Raw genomic sequence first — 19,357 nt, 5'->3', positions numbered from 1 at the left:
GATTACTCCATCATTTTCTCAATCGGCAGCACCAGAATGGAGCTGGCGCCCAGCGCCTTCAGTTTTTCCATGGTCTCCCAGAACAGGGTTTCGCTGCTGACCATGTGCATCGCCACGCGCTGCTTGTCGCCTGCCAGCGGCAGAATAGTCGGCCGCTCGGCGCCCGGCAGCAGGGCAACCACTTCTTCCAGGCGTTCGGTCGGGGCGTGCATCATGATGTATTTCGACTCGCGGGCCTGAATCACGCCCTGAATACGGGTCAGCAGGCGGTCAATCAGCTGCTGTTTGGCGTCGGCCATTTCGCCGTCGCGCTGGATCAGACAGGCTTTGGAGCGGTAGATCACTTCCACTTCGCGCAGGCCGTTAGCTTCCAGGGTGGCGCCGGTGGAGACGAGGTCGCAGATAGCGTCGGCGAGGCCGGCGCGCGGCGCCACTTCCACGGAGCCGTTCAGCAGACAGGATTTAAAGGAGATACCTTTTTGATCGAGGTAGCGCTTCAGCAGGTGCGGGTAAGAGGTGGCGATACGTTTGCCGTCCAGCGCCGCCGGGCCGTTCCAGGCTTCATCCACCGGAGTCGCCAGCGACAGGCGGCAGCCGCCGAAGTCGAGACGGCGCAGGGTGAAGTAGCGCGGGTCTTCGCCCTGGGCGCGGCGGCTGAGCAGCTCTTCTTCCAGCACGTTTTCGCCGATAATGCCGAGGTCGACAACACCGTCCATCACCAGGCCCGGGATATCGTCATCACGCACGCGCAGAATATCGATTGGCATATTTTCCGCCAGCGCAATCAGACGCTGGGTGTGCAAATTGACTTTAATGCCGCAGCGGCTGAGTAATTCGCGTGAATCTTCGCTTAAACGGCCTGATTTCTGAATAGCTATGCGTAAACGGGTGTTGTCTAACATTGTTCTTTTCCTCTGAAAACCTGTCTGAATCTGTCCGAATTTGGTCCAAAAAAAAGCCCCCGGAAGTGAATCTTCCGGGGGCTCTCTGCGCGTTCATGCACCACTGGAAGATCCAAACGTCTTCCAGCACACATCGCCTGAAAGACTAGTCAGGATGATGGTGATGATGGTGGTGTTTAAATTGAACGCGGTTCATAAAAATTCTCTGTGAATGACTATGCATTTGATGTCCTTTAACCTAAACCACTTCCGCCGCAGAAAGCAAGGGCTTTTTTCTATCATTAATTCATTTCATATTGAGCGAAGAAATTGTCAGTTGCCGCTGGCTGGCGTAGCCTGTAATCAGCACAGCGAAAGAGTCAGGAGCCTGGGATGAAAAAGGTCGCGATAGTCGGTTTGGGATGGCTGGGGATGCCGCTGGCGCTGTCGTTGACGGCGCGAGGCTGGCAGGTCACCGGCAGTAAAACTACGCAGGATGGCGTGGAGGCGGCGCGGATGTGCGGGATCGACAGCTATCCGCTGCGCCTGGAGCCGCAGCTGGTCTGTGATACCGAGGACCTCGACGCGCTGATGAACGTCGATGCGCTGGTGATCACCCTGCCGGCCCGGCGTACCGGGGCAGGGGAAGGGTTTTATCTACAGGCGGTGCAGGAGATCGTCGATACCGCGCTGGCTTACCATATTCCGCGGATCGTCTTCACCAGCTCCACCTCGGTGTATGGCAACGTCAACGGTACAGTGAAGGAGAATTCCCCGCGTCTGCCGCAAACCGCCAGCGGACAGGTGCTCAAGGAGCTGGAGGACTGGCTGCACAACCTGCCGGGGACGTCGGTGGATATTCTGCGCCTGGCCGGGCTGGTGGGGCCTTCCCGCCATCCGGGACGTTTTTTCGCCGGCAAGTCGGCGCCGGATGGCCAGCACGTGGTCAATCTGGTGCATTTGCAGGATGTGGTGGCCGCTATCGAACTGCTGCTGCAGGCCCCGAAGGGCGGGCACATCTATAATCTATGTGCGCCCCGCCATCCGGCGCGCGGCCTCTTTTATCCGCAGATGGCCCGCGAGCTCGGTCTGCCGCCGCCGGTGTTCAGCGACAGCCCGGACGGCGGCCAGGGTAAGATTGTAGATGGCAATCGTATCTGCAATGAGCTGGGGTTTGAGTACCAGTACCCCGATCCGCTGGTGATGCCGATGGAGTGATCCGCCAGCGGTGATTCGCATACCGTAAGGGGGTAGCGATGAAACCACTGCTGGATGTCCTCGTGATCCTGGATGCCCTGGAAAAAGAGGGCAGCTTTGCCGCGGCGTCGGCAAAGCTCTTTAAAACGCCCTCGGCGCTGAGCTACACCATTCACCGCCTGGAAAGCGATCTCAATATTCAGCTGCTCGACCGCAGCGGCCATCGCGCGCGCTTTACCCCCAGCGGACAGATGCTGCTGGAGAAAGGGCGGGAGGTGCTGCATATCGCCCGCGAACTGGAGAACCGGGCGGTTAAGCTGCAGCAGGGGTGGGAGAATAGCCTTCGTCTGGCGGTGGACAGCACCTTTCCCGTGGCGCTGCTCTCGCCGCCAATCGCTGCATTTTATCAACAACAGCCGCTGACCCGGCTGCACTTCACGCTGAACCCCTCCCTGCTGGACTGGCGGCCGCTGACTGACGGGCAGGCCGATCTGCTGCTGGGGGCGCTCGGCGAGCCGCCGCCGCTGAGCGGTTATGACTATCTCCCCCTCGGCGAGCTGGAGCTGCTGCTGGTCGTTGCCCCACAGCATCCGCTGGCGCGACACCGCGCACCGCTAAGCTGGCGAACCCTGCGCCGTTACCGGGCGGTGGCCACCGGCGAGGGCGGGGCGCTACTCAGCGATCAGGAGACCCTGACGGTGTGTGACGCCGCGGGGCAGCTGGCGCTGCTGCGCCTGGGGCTGGGCTGGGGGTGCCTGCCGCGCTATCAGGTGCAGGGTCTGCTGGACAGCGGCGAGCTGGTCTGCATGACCGTGCGCGGGCTATCGCCTCGTCAACGCGCGTGGATCGCCTGGAATGACGCCACCTGCGGTTTGGCTGGCAAATGGTGGCGGGAAACGCTATTAGCAAATAGTGCTATTTTTACAATTTATCATACGGAAACCGTATAGATATTAGCACGTTAAAAATTATGCTTACGCAATGAACTTCATAACATCTTGTCAACGCCGTTGAATTTGTTGCAAAATATGCGGCCTGAAAACCAGAGACTAGCCGACGCTTTTTTTTAAAGTGTCGGTTATTTTTTTGGTCGAAAGACACATCATTCAATACCAAGAGGCCGGGCTTCGTACCGGATAGATATTTACTAAAAACCGACAGTCGTTGTCGCTGAGGAATAGAAAGAAATGGGGCAATTTTTTGCTTACGCGCTGGCGTTCACCGTAAAAGGGGATAACTATGTCGCATAACGCTACTCCAAATACCTCTCGCGTGGAATTACGTAAAACGCTTACGTTAGTTCCGGTTGTAATGATGGGCCTGGCCTATATGCAGCCGATGACGCTGTTCGATACGTTTGGTATCGTCTCTGGTATGACCGACGGTCACGTGCCGACGGCCTACGCCTTTGCGTTAATCGCTATCCTGTTTACTGCCCTGAGCTATGGCAAGCTGGTACGTCGTTACCCTTCTGCCGGCTCGGCGTATACCTATGCGCAGAAATCCATCAGCCCGACCGTTGGCTTTATGGTGGGTTGGTCCTCGCTGCTCGACTACCTGTTCGCGCCGATGATCAACATTCTGCTGGCGAAAATCTATTTTGAAGCGCTGGTGCCTTCGATTCCGTCGTGGGTGTTTGTTATCGCGCTGGTCGCCTTTATGACCGCCTTTAACCTGCGCAGCATTAAATCCGTGGCCAACTTCAACACCGTGATCGTGGTGCTGCAGGTGGTGCTGATTGCCGTTATCCTCGGCATGGTGATTTATGGCGTGTTTGAAGGCGAGGGCGCCGGTACGCTGGCCAGCAGCCGTCCGTTCTGGTCCGGTGACGCGCACGTGATCCCGATGATTACCGGGGCGACGATCCTGTGCTTCTCGTTTACCGGTTTCGACGGCATCAGCAACCTGTCGGAAGAGACCAAAGATGCAGAGCGCGTCATCCCGCGCGCGATCTTCCTGACCGCGCTGATCGGCGGCCTGATCTTCATCTTTGCCACCTACTTCCTGCAGCTGTACTTCCCGGATATCTCGCGCTTTAAAGATCCGGATGCGTCACAGCCGGAAATTATGCTCTACGTGGCAGGTAAAGCCTTCCAGGTTGGCGCGCTGATCTTCTCCACCATCACCGTACTGGCGTCCGGTATGGCGGCGCACGCTGGCGTGGCGCGTCTGATGTACGTTATGGGCCGCGACGGCGTGTTCCCGAAAAGCTTCTTCGGCTACGTGCACCCGACCTGGCGCACTCCGGCGATGAACATCATCCTGGTCGGCGCGATTGCGCTGCTGGCGATTAACTTCGACCTGGTGATGGCGACGGCGCTGATTAACTTTGGTGCGCTGGTGGCGTTTACCTTCGTTAACCTGTCGGTGATTTCCCAGTTCTGGATCCGTGAGAAACGCAACAAGACGCTGAAAGACCACTTCCAGTATCTGTTCCTGCCGATGTGCGGCGCCCTGACCGTCGGCGCGCTGTGGGTCAACCTGGAAGAGAGCTCGATGATTCTGGGCCTGATCTGGGCCGGTATCGGTCTGGTCTACCTGGCCTGCGTGACCAAAAGCTTCCGCAACCCGGTGCCGCAGTACGAAGATGTGGCCTAAGGCATAGCGTGATGTAAATAAGAAAAGCCGGAGGGAAACCTCCGGCTTTTTTTTCGTTTGGCTCGGTGCGATATCTTTTGCCCGGCGGCGCTGCGCTTGCGCGGGCCTACGGTGATGGTTAACCTTCTGAAATTTAATGGTTATGTAGGCCGGGTAAGCGAAGCGCCACCCGGCAGAAGAGCTTATCCTGCCTGCACCATAACTTTCAGCAGCGTATCCAGCAGGCCGGGAAAACGGGCGTCCAGATCTTCCCGGCGCAGCGAAATCATGTTCTCCCGTCCCTGAGGCCGTTGCCAGATCACACCGCTGTCGCGCAGGACGCGCCAGTGGTGGGTCATGGTGGACTTGGCCACCTCCTCCTGGCGCAGGGCGTTGCAGCTCAGCTCGCTGCCGTCGGCCAGCGTACGAATGATCTCCAGTCGCAGCGGGTTTCCGAGCGCGGAAAGGACATTTTCCAGGCGAATTTGTTCTCGTTCGGGGTGATTGGCGATCATAATAATCCTGTGTCGGCGGTGGCGCGGCGCATCGCAGCCGCAGCCCATATCGGCGGCTGGCGGCTACTATACCCAAACTCCGGTTCTGATACCACGCGCGCCGCCGCAACCTGCCCAATCGTAATGATAGCAAAAATAGTTCGAATATACTCGTACAGTTGTACTAAGATAGACGCAGTTAAATGAACTGCGGATCATTCCGACCGCAGACTGACCGTCAAAACGACTAAGGACGCATCATGCCCCGACCCATCCCTCTCGAACGTTATCGCAACATCGGTATCTCCGCGCATATCGATGCCGGTAAAACCACCACCACCGAGCGCATCCTGTTTTATACCGGGATGAGCCATAAGCTGGGTGAAGTACACGATGGCGCGGCAACCACCGACTGGATGGCCCAGGAGCAGGAGCGCGGGATCACCATTACCTCGGCGGCGGTAAGCTGCTTCTGGCCGGGGATGGACCGCAGCTTCGAGCCGCACCGGATCAATATCATCGACACCCCGGGGCACGTGGATTTCACCATTGAGGTGGAACGTTCTATGCGCGTGCTCGACGGCGCGGTGATGGTGTACGACTCCGTCGGCGGGGTGCAGCCCCAGTCGGAAACCGTCTGGCGCCAGGCGAATAAATACCACGTTCCGCGGCTGGCCTTCGTCAACAAGATGGACCGCCCGGGGGCGGACTTCTTCCGCGTGGTGCAGATGATGATCGACCGCCTGAAGGCTAACCCGGTGCCGATTGTGATCCCCATTGGCGCTGAAGAGCATTTCACCGGCGTCGTCGACCTGGTGAAAATGCGCGCCATCCTGTGGGATGACGCTACCCAGGGCATGACCTTTAGCTATGGGCCAGTCCCTGACGAGCTGTTGGCGACGGCGCAGCAGTGGCGGGAGAAAATGGTCTCGGCGGCGGCGGAAGCCAGCGATGAGCTGATGGATAAATACCTGGAAACCGGTGAGCTGGACGAGGCGGAGATCGTCGCCGGTCTGCGCCAGCGCACGGTGAAGGGAGAGATCCAGGCGGTGCTCTGCGGGAGCGCCTTTAAAAACAAAGGCGTGCAGCGCATGCTCGATGCGGTGGTGGAGCTGATGCCGTCGCCGCTGGATATTCCGGCGATACAGGGCGTTGATGAGCAAGGCCAGCCGGCGGAACGCCATCCGAGCGACGATGAGCCGCTGTCGGCGCTGGCGTTCAAACTGATGACCGACCCCTACGTCGGCCAGTTGACCTTTATCCGCGTCTACTCCGGGACGCTGAAGAAAGGCGATGCGGTGTGGAACCCGGTGAAGGGCAAGAAAGAGCGCATCGGGCGTATCGTGCTGATGCAGGCCAACGACCGTCACGAAGTTGACGAACTGCACGCCGGGGATATCGCGGCCTGCGTCGGTCTGAAGGATGTGACCACCGGCGATACGTTATGCGATCCGGATGCGGTGATTACCCTCGAACGGATGGAGTTTCCGGAGCCGGTGATTTCGCTGGCGATTGAGCCGAAGACCAAAGCGGACCAGGAGAAAATGGGCATCGCGCTGCAGCGGCTGGCGGCGGAAGATCCGTCGTTCCGTCTGCATACCGATGAAGAGTCCGGCCAGACGATTATCTCCGGCATGGGTGAGCTGCATCTGGAGATCATTGTCGACCGGATGAAGCGCGAGTTTGGCGTCGAGGCCAACATTGGCCGTCCGCAGGTCACCTACCGCGAAACCCTGCGCAAGAAAGTGACGGACGTGGAAGGCAAATTTGTGCGTCAGTCCGGCGGCAAAGGGCAGTACGGGCACGTTGTGCTGACCCTGGAGCCGCTGGAGCCGGGCAGCGGTTTCGTCTTCGAGGACGCCACCAAAGGCGGCGTGGTGCCGCGCGAGTACATCCCTTCCGTGGAGAAAGGGCTGCGCGAAGCGATGGGCGCCGGCGTGCTGGCGGGTTATCCGGTGGTTGACGTGAAAGCGACCCTGACCTTCGGGTCGTACCACGACGTGGACTCCTCGGAGATGGCGTTCCGCATGGCGGCGATCTTCGGCTTCCGGGAGGGCGCGCGCAAAGCGGACCCGGTGATCCTTGAGCCGGTGATGCACGTCGAGGTGGAGACGCCGGAAGAGTACGCCGGGAATATTATGGGCGATCTCTCTTCCCGTCGCGGGATGGTGCAGGGGATGGAAGAGCGCTTCGGCAGCCAGATCATCCGCGCCGACGTGCCGCTGGCGGAGATGTTTGGTTATTCCACCACGCTGCGCTCGATGTCGCAGGGACGGGCAACCTACAGCATGGAGTTCCACCATTACGCGGAAGCGCCGCGTAATGTGGCGGATGAAATCATCGCCAGCCGCGCGAAAAGCTAAGCAACGTTCCCGGGTGCGACGCGAGGCGTCTTACCCGGGCTACTCTGGTACCAGCGCCCAGGCCCGGTAAGGCGAAGCCGCCACCGGGCAAAAAGGTAAGCACGAACTGGGGACACAATGCCCGGCGGCGCTGCACTTGCGCGGGCCTACGGTCAGGCGTCCTCCCCGGTCATCGTTTGTAGCCCGGGTAAGGCGTTAGCCGCAACCCGGGAATTTCAGCCAATCAGACAATATCCTGTGCGTATTGCCACAGCGCCTTCAGCTGCGCCAGCTTCTCTTTATCATCCGCATACTGCTGATACAGCATCTGCAGCTCATCGGCATAGGCCTGCAAAAAAGCCGGCGTAAACACCTGACGACGGTGCTCTAACCAGCGCTGCTGCTCATGTTCATCGAGCGTGCCGGGGAAGTTGCGCGCCCGGTAGTTAAACAGCAGGCGTTCGATACGCTGGTCGGCGAAGGTGATATCCAGCGCCGGCAGATTGCGCGGTTCGGTTTCCAGCACGATTTTCATCGCCGCGCGGTCGGCATCGCTAAAGAACCCATTGTAAAGCTGGGCGTCGACGTTTTCGGACGGCACGAAGGGTTCGGCTTCGGCATAGACCGCCACTACCTTCTCGCGCACCTGCGGATTCGCCCGCAGCAGCTGGGCGTTCTCCAGACAGCGCTGAATGGAGATCCCCAGCCGGTCGGCATCCTGCGGGCGCAGGGTATTGGCCTGGGCCAGCACCGGACATTTATTGAGATGCACCAGCTTGATCGGCGCCGCCGGCAGATCGCCAAGCTCGGCGCGCGGGGTGTAAAGCCGCTCGCGCAAGGCATCGGCATCGAGCTCCAGCAGCGGCGCCATATCGCCCGCCAGATCGACCATAATCACCGCATTGCGGTTTTCCGGATGCCAGGCCAGGGGCGCCACCAGGCTGGTGTTGCCGCGCGCTGCGCCAAACATGCCGGAGACATGCACCAGGGGTTTCATCTGCGGCACGTCGATGAGCGTCGCCAGCTTGCGCTTATTGCGGTGGCTGTAGAGATAATCAAACAGCCGCGGCTGCCGGGTTTTCACCAGCTTCGCCATGGCGATGGTGGCGTACACATCGGCCATCGCGTCATGGGCGTTCTGGTGTTCAATACCGTTGGCGACGGTCAGATGTTCAAGCCGGAAGCTCGGCAACCCTTCGTCATTCTCCGGCCAGGCGATCCCTTCCGGACGCAGGGCATAGCAGGCGCGCATCACGTCGAGCAGATCCCAGCGCGAGTTATCGTGCTGCCAGCTCCAGGCATAAGGGTCATAGAAGTTGCGATAGAAGATATTCCGCGTCACTTCGTCATCAAAGCGCACGTTGTTATAGCCGACGATACAGGTTTGCGGCACCGTGAACAGATCGTGGATGCGGCGGGCAAACGCGGCCTCATTATCCCCTTTGGCCAGCGCTTCCTGCGGCGTGATCCCGGTGATCATCACCGCCTGCGGCTGCGGCAGGTAATCGTCAGCGGGTTTGCAGTAAAACACTTCGGGCTCGCCGAGCACATTCAGCTCCGCGTCGGTGCGGATGGCGGCGAACTGCGCCGGCCGGTCGAGGGAAGGGCTGGTGCCGAAGGTTTCATAATCGTGGAATAAAAATCCGGGCTGGTTGACGCTATCTTGCATAGTCTGTTCATTATCCGTGGTGGCGTGCGACCGGTATGGTAAACGATTTGACCGGTCATCAGAAGGGTCGCGGCAAGCAACTTCCTCTGCTGTGTCATATTTTCTTGCAATTAAACCCTGATATGAAACGCGAAGTTCCGTAAAAAGGACGGCGGATCTGTAAATCTAGAGGATATGCCGTTGAAAGGCCGTTTGTTTATTGCTGTATCTTTGCTCGCTTCGAGCGTTTCCTGCGCATTTGCCGTCGACTTACCTGCTACGGTCGCGCCGCCTTCCATTCAGGCTGGCTCCTGGGTGCTGATGGATTACACCACCGGTCAGGTCCTGACCGCGGGTAACGAACATCAGCAGCGTAATCCTGCCAGTCTGACCAAACTGATGACCGGCTACGTGGTCGATCGCGCCATCGACAGCCATCGTATCACCTTTGACGATATCGTCACCGTGGGTAAAGACGCCTGGGCGAAGGGCAACCCGGTGTTCGACGGGTCATCGCTGATGTTCTTAAAGCCAGGGGATCGCGTCAGCGTCCGCGACCTCAGCCGTGGGCTGATTGTCGACTCCGGTAACGACGCCTGCGTCGCGCTGGCCGACTATGTCGCCGGCGGCCAGCCGCAGTTTGTCGCCCTGATGAATCAGTATGTCGAAAAACTGCACCTGCGGGACACCCATTTCGAAACCGTCCACGGCCTCGACGCCCCGGGCCAGCACAGTTCGGCCTATGACCTCGCGGTGCTCTCGCGGGCGATTATTCATGGCGAACCTGACGTCTACCACATGTACAGCCAGAAAAGCCTGACGTGGAACGGGATCACCCAGCAAAACCGTAACGGTCTGCTGTGGGATAAAACCATGAACGTCGATGGCCTGAAAACCGGCCACACCTCGGGGGCCGGGTTCAACCTGATCGCCTCGGCGGTGGATGGCCAGCGCCGGCTGATCGCCGTGGTGATGGGGGCGGACAGTCCGAAAGGCCGCGAGCAGCAGGCCGCTAAACTGCTGCACTGGGGGCAGCAGAACTTCGACACCGTGCAGGTGCTGCAGAAGGGGCAGAAGGTCGGCACCGAGCGTATCTGGTACGGCGATAAAGAGCAGATTAAGCTCGGCACCGATCAGGATTTCTGGTTAGCCCTGCCGAAGGCGGAAGTGTCGCGCATTAAAGCGAAATATGTGCTGGATAAGAAGGATCTTGAGGCGCCGATCGCCGCCAATCAGCGGGTTGGCGAGATTTCACTGTATGACGGCGACAAGGTGGTGGGGCACTATCCGCTGGTCACCCTCGAAAGCATCAATAAAGGCGGAGTGTTCTCGCGAATGAGCGATTACCTGCATCACGAGCTGTAACCACGCCAACCGCCTCTTTGCAGGCGGTTTTTTTTCGTCTGTCGTTCGTGCTGGCGGGGCGCCTGTTTTTACAGCAGTGTGGTGGCGACTCTGTGAATTCGCGCACATACTGAGGGGGGCTCTCCTGTTAAATTAACTGTATATTTATACAGTGTGCGCCGGGAGACCGGTTAGAGATCAAGGGGTGAAAGTCCCCGACCATTGAAGGACCAGCAATCCACAAGGTCCCCGAGTCATGCGTTGCATACCGCGAGGTATGGGGCGAAGCGTTGACAGGGGTGTTGACAGGCCAGCCATTGAGCCACGAAATGTATATTAAATTACCGGGTGCCGACGTTGTACTGTTAACGGAAGGCAACATCATAGGGTGCGATACTGCGAGTGCCACATGGACCCGGCGGGGTCTGAGACCCTGGCATGTCAATACGATCTCTACGCGGGAACCGGGAGATCTCCCCTCTGACCATCTGCCAGTGTCGGAGATGGCCCGCACCGGGAAGACGAGGAGTCATAGCCGGTGATGTACGGAGAGGAGAAGTCGGACTCGCTCATAGTAGCGGCGAAGCAGGCGAACAACCCGAAAGGAGCGGAGTCAGTGGAGCGAAGGAGCGGGGCCAAGGGGAACGCGGAACAGCCACACATGCGCCGGACACAGAGCCGGGAAAGCATGTCACAGAGGCTGTCACGCGTGCGGGAAGCTGCGAAGCAGCGGAAGAAAGAACGGTTTACAGCATTGTTCCACCTGCTGACAGTCGAAGCACTGGAAGCCGCATTCCTCTCCCTGAGCAGGAAAGCGGCCGCCGGAGTGGATGGCATCAGGTGGATGGACTACGCCGGAAACATGAAGAACAACATAACAGATCTGCACCGGAGGCTACATCAGGGCAGCTACAGGGCGCAGCCCGGCAGGCGTCACTACATCCCAAAAGCGGATGGAAAACAACGCCCGCTCGGCATCGCCTCGCTGGAGGACAAGATCGTCCAGTATGCGCTGGTGAAAATCCTGAACGCAGTCTATGAAAACGACTTTATGGGGTTCTCATACGGGTTCAGACCCGGGCGAAGCCAGCACGATGCACTGGACGCACTGGCCACAGGGCTGGTACGCACTAACGTAAACTGGGTACTGGATGCCGACATCAGTCAGTTCTTCGACAGGGTGAGCCACGAATGGCTGATCAGGTTCACAGAGCATCGGATCGGCGACCGGAGGGTAATCAGGCTCATACGTAAGTGGCTCACAGCCGGGACGTCGGAGGAGGGTCAATGGCGAGCAACGGAGGAAGGCACCCCACAGGGTGCGGTCATCTCACCGCTGCTGGCAAACATATACCTCCACTACGTCTTCGATCTGTGGGCGCATCAGTGGCGACGTCGCTATGCCACAGGCAATGTGGTAATGGTCAGATACGCCGATGACATCGTCATCGGGTTCGACAAACGATACGATGCCCGGCGCTTCCGTATAGCCATGCAGCGCAGACTGAGGGAGTTCGGACTCACGGTTCACCCGGAGAAAACCCGTCTGATGGAGTTCGGCCGCTTCGCTGCCGAAAACCGTGCCATCAGGGGAAAAGGCAAACCAGAAACGTTCAACTTCCTCGGGTTCACGCACATCAGCGGGAAAGATCGCAACGGCAGGTTCATGCTGATACGAAAGACCCGCCGGGATCGGATGACGGCAACTCTGAAAGCCATCAAAGACGGTCTGCGAAGGCGCTGGCATTACTCAATCCCCGAACAGGGAAAATGGCTCAGGAGAGTGGTTCAGGGATACCTGAACTATCACTCGGTACCGGGCAACTTCCCCACCATGCAGAAGTTCAGGACACACGTAACAAACCTCTGGCGCCGGGCGCTCAGGCGCAGGAGCCAGAAGGATGATACGACCTGGACGAAAGCAAACAAACTGGCAGCCGCATGGCTACCAAGGGTTCGGGTTCTTCATCCATGGCCTGTGGAGCGGTTCACCGCCAGACACCCGAGGCAGGAGCCCGGTGCGTAAATCGCGCACGCCGGGATCTGTGCGGGGGGTATCCGGTAACGGGTATCCCTACCGCGACAATTTATCTCCAAAGGAGGCAAGATGAACTACAGCATCACCACCCTCGGCAAGAAAACCATCGCCGGTTTCCATCTGGTCGGGCCCTGGGATCACACGGTCAAGCAGGGGTTTGAGCAACTGATGATGTGGGTTGAGAACCACCAGGTGCCCGCCCGCGAATGGGTGGCCGTCTACTACGATAACCCGGAGGAAGTGCCGGCGGAAAAACTGCGCTGCGCGACAGCGGTCGCCGTGGATGAGGATTATGTCATTCCCGCCAACAGCGAAGGGGTGATCCTGGCGGCGATTGCCGGCGGGGATTACGCCTGCGCCCGCGCGCGGGTGGTGGATTACGACTTCGCCACCCCGTGGATGCAGTTTTTTGACAGCCTGCAGCAGAGCACGGCGTATCGCATCGCCCCCCAGCCCTGCTTTGAGGTCTATCTTAACGACGGCAACCACGACGGCTACTGGGATATCGACATGTATGTTCCCGTTGAGCGCGTCGCGTCGTAGCGGCTTACCCCTGTTCCGGACAAGGTTTTTTACATTCCCGGCATGCTCCGGGCGAAAAAGCAGTTACAATTGGCCTTTTCGTTTTGCCGGAGAGGGTTGTGCGCGCTGATAAATCACTCAAGCCATTTGAGATCCGCTTGTATCGCCATTATCGGGTGGTGCATGGTGTGCGGATTGCGCTGGCCTTTGTGCTCACCTTTTTGCTGGTGCGGCTGCTGAACGTGCCTGAGGGAACCTGGCCTCTCATCACTCTGGTGGTGGTGATGGGGCCGATCTCCTTCTGGGGTAACGTCGTGCCGCGGGCGTTTCAGCGTATCGGCGGCACGATCCTCGGTTCGGCGCTGGGGCTGGTGGCGCTGAAGCTTGAGCTAATCTCCCTGCCGCTGATGGTCCTCTGGTGCGCGGCGGCGATGTTCCTCTGCGGCTGGCTGGCGCTGGGCAAGAAACCCTATCAGGCGCTGCTGATCGGCATCACTCTGTCGGTGGTGGTCGGGGCGCCGCCCGGCGATATGCATACCGCGCTGTGGCGAAGCGGCGACGTGATCTTCGGCTCGCTGCTGGCGATGCTGTTTACCGGCATCTGGCCGCAGCGGGCGTTCATCCACTGGCGCATCCAGATGGCCAGCTATGTCACCAACTTTAACCGCCTCTACCAGGCCGGCTTCTCGCCAAATCTGGTGGATCGACCGCGGCTGGAAAAGCATCTCCAGCAGGCGCTGAACGACGTGGTTAAAATGCGCGGGCTGATCACCCCCGCCAGCAAAGAGACGCACATCCAGAAGGCGATCTTCGAGGCTATCCAGACCGTCAGCCGCAACCTCGTCTGCATGCTGGAGCTGCAGATCAACGCCTGGTGGGCAACGCGTCCGGGTCACTTCGTGATGCTCAATGCGCACACCCTGCGGGAGACGCAGCAGATGACCCAGCAGACGCTGTTGTCCATCGCCCACGCGCTGTACGAAGGGAACCCTCAGCCTGTGCGCGCCAACAATGAAAAGCTGACTGAGATCGTCCTCGAACTGCGCCAGCTGCTGAAAGAGCAGGGTGATGACGGCCTGGCGGAAACCCCGGTCCATGGCTATGTTTGGCTCTCAATCGAACTGGCGCGCCAGCTGGAGCTGCTCTCGCATCTGATCTGCCGCGCGTTGCGCAAATAAACATCAGATGCACCGGGTAACCACATGGGTTGTTTCGATTCAGCAGCGTTTAGGGTTATGATAAACGCAAAGGAAAAAACATTGTCATCAGCGGCTGCTAGCAGTTATGTTAGCCCTATAACGCAGTCGCTTTACGAATCCGAATCTCAATTATTAGGGGTGTAAAAATGGAAACAACTAAGCCTTCTTTCCAGGACGTACTGGAGTTTGTTCGTCTGTACCGTCGTAAGAACAAACTGCAGCGTGAAATTCAGGACGTTGAGAAAAAGATCCGTGATAACCAGAAGCGCGTTCTGCTGCTGGACAACCTCAGCGACTACATCAAACCGGGCATGAGCGTGGAAGCCATCCAGGGCATCATCGCCAGCATGAAGAGCGATTACGAAGATCGCGTTGATGATTACATCATCAAAAATGCCGAGCTGTCCAAAGAGCGCCGCGACATCTCGAAAAACTGAAAGTGATGGGCGAAGCCAAAGTCGAAGGCTAAACCCTGCCGGTCCGGCGGCGGTCAGCGTCGCCGGGCTGTTCCGCGTTTCCCTCTCTTCCCTGCTTTTTCTGCGAAAACTTTGTTCCGGCAACTGCCTCTCCTCACCGACACTTTGCTATACTGGCCCGCGAAAAACGTATTGATATCGGAAAGGTTTCTCTCATCCTGGCCGGGCATCTGACGCAGCGGCGTCAGGGCGATATCTCAACACCTCTCACCTCTCCGACGATCGATTCGCCAGAAGACAAACTCAGGTGCTGACCGGGCGCGACAGAACTCTTCCGCTGCTTTCGCCGACAGGAGTCAACCTCACGTGATTAAGTCATTCTTTGCTGCACTCTCGTTTATCAGCCGCCTGCCGGTCCCGGCGCGGTTATCTCAGGGCCTGGAGATCGAACAGTACCAGCGCAGTATCGTCACCTTTCCGCTGGTCGGTTTACTGCTTGGCGCCATCGCCGGCGCGGTGGCGCTCCTCCTGCAGCCGTGGTGCGGCGTCCCGCTGGCGGCGCTGTTCGGCGTGCTGGCGCTGGCGCTGCTCACCGGCGGATTCCACCTTGACGGGCTGGCTGATACCTGCGACGGCATTTTCTCCGCCCGCACCCGCGATCGGATGCTGGAGATCATGCGCGACAGCCGGCTGGGCACCCACGGCGGGCTGGCGCTGATCTTCGTGCTGGTGGCGAAAGTGCTGGTGGTTGGCGAGCTGCTGCTGCGTGATATCCACCCCATCGCAGCCCTGGCGGCGGCCTGCGCCGTCGGTCGCGGGATGGCGGTGCTGCTGATGTATCGTCATCGCTATGCGCGGGAAAAGGGGCTGGGCAATCTGTTTATTGGCAAAATTAGCCTGCAGCAGACGCTGGTGACGATGGCGATGGCGATCGCGCTGGCCACCGCCCTGATGGGGCTGCAGGGGCTGCGCGCCGCGCTGATCACCCTGGTGCTGATTTGGGGTCTGGGATGGGCGCTGAAGCGAACCCTCGGCGGGCAGACCGGGGATACCCTCGGGGCGGCGATTGAGCTGGGCGAATTACTCTTTTTACTGGCGCTGCTGTAAGGCCTGACACCAACGGTGAGGAACAGAATGGAAACACTTTCGGCGTTACTGGCTGCCATTCCGCAGCCCGATGTGGCGGCCATGGCGCGCGCTCAGCAGCATATTGATGGCTTGTTAAAGCCGCCCGGCAGCCTTGGCCGTCTGGAGACGCTGGCGGTGCAGCTGGCCGGTCTGCCTGGCTTGCAGGGGCAGCTGGCGCTGGCGGAGAAAGCGATTGTGGTCATGTGCGCCGACCATGGCGTCTGGCATGAAGGCGTGACCCCTTCGCCGCAGGGGGTGACGGCCATTCATGCCGGCAATATGGTGCGGGGCAACACCGGCGTCTGCGTGCTGGCGGCGCAGGCCGGGGCCAGGGTGCAGGTAGTGGATGTCGGCATCGATGCCGACCCGCTGCCGGGCCTGATTAACCTCAAAGTGGCCCGCGGTAGCGGGAATATCGCCCGGACGGCGGCGATGAGCCGCCAGCAGGCGGAGACGGTGCTGCTGGCCAGCATGCAGCTCACCCGCCAGCTCGCTGCCGACGGGGTGAAAGCCTTCGGCGTCGGCGAATTGGGAATGGCCAATACCACCCCGGCCGCAGCGACGATCAGTGTCCTGACGGGCAGCGACCCTGACGCGGTGGTGGGCTGTGGGGCCAATCTGCCGCTGGCGCAGCGGGGCCATAAGGTGGCGGTGGTGCGCCAGTCGATAGCCCATAATCAGCCGAACCCGGCGGACGGGCTGGATGTCCTGGCGAAGGTGGGGGGTTACGATCTGGTGGGCATGACCGGGGTGATCCTCGGGGCGGCCTCCTGTGGCCTGCCGGTGGTGCTGGATGGCTTCCTCTCCTATGCCTCTGCCCTGGCCGCCTGCCGCATGGCCCCGTCGGCGCACCCTTATCTTATTCCTTCACACCTGTCGGCGGAGAAAGGAGCGCAGATCGCCCTCGACGCGCTGGGTCTGCGGCCGTATCTCGATATGGACATGCGCCTGGGAGAGGGCAGCGGCGCCGCGCTGGCGATGCACCTGTTGGATGCCGCCAGCGTGATGTACAACCAGATGGGAACGCTGGCGCAGAGCAATATTGTGTTGCCCGATAGCGCGCCGTCATCCTGATGGTAAAGCGCATCGTCCCGCGATGGGGGCGATGCGCCGGGTTTACAGGGCCTGCTGCCAGACCGCCTGGGGCAGGAGATAAACCTTCGCCGGGGTGCGCATGCCGTCGGTGACAATATGGCGGATGCCGCTGGCCATCACCGCGAGGGTGACGTCAAAGGCGTTCAGGCTGTCGCCGAAGCCAGCGGTCAGATTGAGCATTGAACCATTGGCCAGCAGATAGACGGTTTTGTCGGCCATGCGGTAGGCGTTGATATACGGCATCACCTCTTCCTGGGGGTACTGGCGCAGGTACTCGCCGTCGATCTCTTCCGCCACGTGGCCGACGTTAAGGATAAATACTCCCGCTTTCGCGCGGTCCAGCGCCTGGCGATTAACCACGTTTTTACCGCCTGTCGCTGTGGCCACCACGTCCGCCGAGGCGATAGCCTCCTGGAGGTCCACCACGTGCCAGCCGTCGTAGGCCGCCTGCAGACGGCGGGCAGGATCGATCTCCGCCACCATCACCTGACCGCCAAAAGCTTTTGCCGCCGCCGCGACGCCCTGGCCGACCAGGCCGTAGCCGATCACCAGCACTTTTTTCTCATGCAGGGTGAGGTGAGTGGTCTGGAAGAAGGTGTGCCAGGCGGTGAGACCGACCATATGGCGGTTGTGCAGCCCCTCTTTGACCGGCAGATCGTCCCAGTTAAAGATCGGATAGCCTGGCTGAATATCCCCCAGCCGATTGACGCCCGAGCCGGTGGCTTCCAGACCCGCCACGATGTTCCCAAACTCGCCGCGCTGGTGGAGCAGGGTGGTGATATCGGCGCCCATCTCGCACAGGTGAGTGGGCTGCCAGGCAATCGCTTTTTCCCATGACTGTTGCCAGTCGGCATCGCTCATATTGCGCCACGCGCAGGCCTCGGCGCCGCGCTCCACCAGCCAGGCCACCACGTCGTCCTGCACGGTGGTGGGGTTACAGGTGGTTAAAAAGACCTGAGCGCCCTTGTCGAGGATCCCCTGCACCAGCGGGATCATTTTCATGTCGAGGTGCATACAGCAGGCCAGACGCACGCCGCTGAGGTCGGGCAGCGCGGCGACCTGACGCAGGGTACGCGGCATATTCTGGCTGGCCCATGCCACTTCTTTCGCTAAAGAGATTTTATTATTCACTGGGTTATGACCTTCAATTCGCAAAAGGGGTATCCCCCTGACCGAAAAGGGATTCTATCAGCCCCCGCGAGAATTCACAGCACAATGCCGTCGGACATCACCGCCCGCGTTATCCCCTGCGAAAGACAGGGTTGTTAATTTAAGGTTAAAAAAAGAAAATAAAATATAAGTAATTCCTATGATTTGAGCGATGAAGCGATGTTGAGTGTTATTCCTGCGGGGATATTTTCACGGCTGCGGATTTTCCTTGGCCGCCTGAAGCCGCACGCGCTGCCGGTGGCCCGCCGGCATATCGTGCTGGGATCCATTGGCGCCGGCACCGGACTGGCGGTGACCAGCATGTTCAGCCACTGGCTGCTCGGCGAAGTCAATCTGTGGTTTATTGCCCCGATGGGGGCCTCGGCGGTACTCCTGTTTGGCGTACCGAGCAGCCCGCTGGCGCAGCCGTGGTCGATTGTCGGCGGCAACGTGCTGTCGGCGCTGATCGGCGTCACGGTGGGTATGCTGGTCCCCGATGCGGCGCTGGCCTGCGGTCTGGCGGCGGCTCTGGCCATCGCCGGGATGTATTTTCTGCGCTGTCTGCATCCCCCCGGCGGCGCGGTGGCCCTGACGGCGATCCTCGGCGGCGCCGGGGTGCACAGCGAAGGCTATCACTTTGTGCTGACCCCGGTGCTCCTCAACTCGCTGATGCTGGCGCTGCTGGCTATTGTGTTTAATAACCTGGTTGGCCGCCGTTATCCGCATCCGCTGGCGGCGGAGGAGGTCAAATCCAGGGCGGTGCCGCTGGGTATTTCGGTCACCCGGGAAGATATTCACGCCGCGCTGCTGGAAGGCCAGTTCCTCGACATTGATGAAGACGATGTCCAGGAGTTGCTGGAGAATATCGAGCAGCAGGCGCGGCAGCGTATCGCGACGGCAGCCCGCCGCTAAGGGCGTACTGCGGGCTGCGGGTTACAGATCGCCGGTAAGATACTGCGCGACCCCGCGGCCAAAGCTCCAGTCGCCTTTCTGGTTACTGATAATCGACACCATCAGATCATCGCCGCTCAGGCCGCAGTGTTCCGCCAGCTCCTCCTGCAAAATGGCGAAGAAGCGCTGCTTCTGCGCCTCGCTGCGCGGGCTGGTATAGACCCGCACCACCACCAGATCCCGCGTGCGGGTCAATCCGAGGCCGGTATCTTCAATCACCATATGGTGGGCTTTGTTTTCATGAACAATCTGGTAACGGTCGCGTTCTGGTACCTCGAAGGCGCGCAGCACGGCGCGATGGGCGGCATCCAGCAGGGTTTTGACCTCCTGTTCCGTACGGCCTTCAATCAGGTCAAATGTCAGTAATGGCATGCAG

Annotated in this window: 17 protein-coding genes; 12 read left to right on the top strand and 5 right to left on the bottom strand. The window is 59.8% G+C overall.

Annotated features, from left to right (window positions below; translation table 11 throughout):
- Positions 1-2: 2 nt before the first annotated feature.
- Positions 3-902 (bottom strand): ATP phosphoribosyltransferase, encoded by a 900-nt coding sequence (locus KPHS_35360; RefSeq protein YP_005227836.1) that lies wholly within the window; start codon positions 900-902, stop codon positions 3-5.
- Positions 903-1,274: 372 nt separating this feature from the next.
- On the opposite strand from KPHS_35360, the gene KPHS_35350 reads away from it, so the two are divergent.
- From KPHS_35350 to KPHS_35330, 3 genes are all read left to right on the top strand, one after another.
- A complete protein-coding gene (locus KPHS_35350) occupies positions 1,275-2,099 on the top strand; it encodes an SDR family oxidoreductase (protein ID YP_005227835.1) in 825 nt (274 codons plus the stop codon).
- A gap of 38 nt (positions 2,100-2,137) precedes the next feature.
- Complete coding sequence (locus KPHS_35340; RefSeq protein ID YP_005227834.1) at positions 2,138-3,028, top strand: putative LysR-family transcriptional regulator; 891 nt, start codon at positions 2,138-2,140, stop codon at positions 3,026-3,028.
- Positions 3,029-3,317: 289 nt separating this feature from the next.
- On the top strand, positions 3,318-4,676 hold the full coding sequence (locus KPHS_35330) for an amino acid APC transporter (protein YP_005227833.1): 1,359 nt from the start codon (positions 3,318-3,320) through the stop codon (positions 4,674-4,676).
- Between the two features lie 182 nt (positions 4,677-4,858).
- Here the strand turns inward: KPHS_35330 and KPHS_35320 are convergent, their stop codons facing one another.
- Entirely contained in the window at positions 4,859-5,170 is a 312-nt protein-coding gene (locus KPHS_35320; protein YP_005227832.1) for a helix-turn-helix transcriptional regulator, read from the bottom strand.
- A gap of 239 nt (positions 5,171-5,409) precedes the next feature.
- Here KPHS_35320 and KPHS_35310 point away from each other — a divergent pair, with 239 nt between their 5' ends.
- Positions 5,410-7,512, top strand: coding sequence for an elongation factor EF-2 (locus tag KPHS_35310; RefSeq protein ID YP_005227831.1), 2,103 nt, complete (start codon positions 5,410-5,412; stop codon positions 7,510-7,512).
- 223 nt (positions 7,513-7,735) lie between these two features.
- On the opposite strand, the gene KPHS_35300 is transcribed toward KPHS_35310, so the two are convergent.
- The gene (locus KPHS_35300; protein YP_005227830.1) at positions 7,736-9,160 is read right to left on the bottom strand and encodes an exodeoxyribonuclease I; all 1,425 of its coding nucleotides are present in this window, start codon (positions 9,158-9,160) and stop codon (positions 7,736-7,738) included.
- Between the two features lie 294 nt (positions 9,161-9,454).
- Between KPHS_35300 and KPHS_35290 the strand changes: the two genes are divergently transcribed.
- The 7 genes from KPHS_35290 to KPHS_35230 all read left to right on the top strand — a co-directional run bounded on the left by KPHS_35290 (position 9,455) and on the right by KPHS_35230 (position 16,860).
- A complete protein-coding gene (locus tag KPHS_35290) occupies positions 9,455-10,504 on the top strand; it encodes a D-alanyl-D-alanine carboxypeptidase (RefSeq protein YP_005227829.1) in 1,050 nt (349 codons plus the stop codon).
- Positions 10,505-11,021: 517 nt separating this feature from the next.
- Positions 11,022-12,509, top strand: coding sequence for a putative reverse transcriptase/maturase (locus KPHS_35280; RefSeq protein ID YP_005227828.1), 1,488 nt, complete (start codon positions 11,022-11,024; stop codon positions 12,507-12,509).
- 81 nt (positions 12,510-12,590) lie between these two features.
- A complete protein-coding gene (locus KPHS_35270) occupies positions 12,591-13,064 on the top strand; it encodes a DNA gyrase inhibitor (protein ID YP_005227827.1) in 474 nt (157 codons plus the stop codon).
- A gap of 98 nt (positions 13,065-13,162) precedes the next feature.
- On the top strand, positions 13,163-14,221 hold the full coding sequence (locus KPHS_35260) for an inner membrane protein YeeA (protein ID YP_005227826.1): 1,059 nt from the start codon (positions 13,163-13,165) through the stop codon (positions 14,219-14,221).
- Between the two features lie 167 nt (positions 14,222-14,388).
- A complete protein-coding gene (locus KPHS_35250) occupies positions 14,389-14,679 on the top strand; it encodes a DUF496 family protein (protein YP_005227825.1) in 291 nt (96 codons plus the stop codon).
- A 345-nt stretch (positions 14,680-15,024) separates the two neighbouring features.
- Positions 15,025-15,765, top strand: a complete 741-nt coding sequence (locus KPHS_35240; RefSeq protein YP_005227824.1) for an adenosylcobinamide-GDP ribazoletransferase — start codon at positions 15,025-15,027, stop codon at positions 15,763-15,765.
- A gap of 27 nt (positions 15,766-15,792) precedes the next feature.
- Positions 15,793-16,860 (top strand): nicotinate-nucleotide--dimethylbenzimidazole phosphoribosyltransferase, encoded by a 1,068-nt coding sequence (locus KPHS_35230; protein ID YP_005227823.1) that lies wholly within the window; start codon positions 15,793-15,795, stop codon positions 16,858-16,860.
- A gap of 42 nt (positions 16,861-16,902) precedes the next feature.
- On the opposite strand, the gene KPHS_35220 is transcribed toward KPHS_35230, so the two are convergent.
- On the bottom strand, positions 16,903-18,012 hold the full coding sequence (locus KPHS_35220; protein ID YP_005227822.1) for a putative S-adenosylhomocysteine hydrolase: 1,110 nt from the start codon (positions 18,010-18,012) through the stop codon (positions 16,903-16,905).
- 198 nt (positions 18,013-18,210) lie between these two features.
- On the opposite strand from KPHS_35220, the gene KPHS_35210 reads away from it, so the two are divergent.
- Complete coding sequence (locus tag KPHS_35210; RefSeq protein YP_005227821.1) at positions 18,211-18,942, top strand: HPP family protein; 732 nt, start codon at positions 18,211-18,213, stop codon at positions 18,940-18,942.
- A 21-nt stretch (positions 18,943-18,963) separates the two neighbouring features.
- Here KPHS_35210 and KPHS_35200 read toward each other — a convergent pair whose 3' ends face one another.
- Positions 18,964-19,353, bottom strand: coding sequence for a 4-oxalocrotonate tautomerase (locus KPHS_35200; protein YP_005227820.1), 390 nt, complete (start codon positions 19,351-19,353; stop codon positions 18,964-18,966).
- Between the last annotated feature and the right edge of the window lie 4 nt (positions 19,354-19,357).

The organism is Klebsiella pneumoniae subsp. pneumoniae HS11286 (assembly GCF_000240185.1).
GTDB classification, from domain to species: Bacteria; Pseudomonadota; Gammaproteobacteria; order Enterobacterales; family Enterobacteriaceae; genus Klebsiella; species Klebsiella pneumoniae.
This window is presented reverse-complemented; position numbering and strand designations above follow the sequence as displayed.